Consider the following 634-nt stretch of genomic DNA (forward strand, 5'->3'; position numbering starts at 1 on the left):
CGGTCAAATCTCAACAGCCGCCAGCGAGATCGTCGCCGGTAACACCGATCTCTCTTCTCGCACCGAACAGCAGGCGGCAGCCGTGGAACAAACGGCGGCCAGCATGGAGCAACTGACCGCCACCGTGAAGCAAAATGCGGATAATGCCAGCCATGCCAACAAGTTGGTGGTAAATGCCTCGCAAACGGCCAAACAGGGCGGAGAACAGGTAGGCCACGTGGTGCAAACCATGGTGGATATCGAACAAAGCTCCAAGCGCATTGCCGAAATTACCTCGGTTATCAACAGCATTGCCTTCCAGACCAACATTCTGGCGCTGAACGCAGCCGTCGAAGCGGCGCGCGCCGGGGAGCAAGGGCGTGGTTTTGCCGTGGTCGCTGGCGAAGTGCGCAATCTGGCACAGCGCAGCTCGCAAGCCGCTAAAGAGATAGAAGGGCTGATCAGTGAGTCCGTCACGCAAATCAGTCAGGGGGCCAATCTGGTCACCAACGCGGGCAAAACCATGGATAACATCGTGAAATCAGTAACGCAGGTGCACGATATCATGGGCGAAATCGCCACCGCCTCGGAAGAGCAGAGCCGTGGTATTGCGCAGGTCAGCCAGGCGATTGCGCAAATGGATGGCACCACGCAG

Annotated in this window: 1 protein-coding gene; it reads left to right on the forward strand. The window is 58.0% G+C overall.

The window, feature by feature from the left end; genetic code table 11:
* The coding region (locus tag J5224_RS33670; RefSeq protein ID WP_264629220.1) for a methyl-accepting chemotaxis protein at positions 1–634 on the forward strand (634 nt) is incomplete at both ends.

It is taken from the genome of Candidatus Symbiopectobacterium sp. NZEC135, from assembly GCF_025962695.1.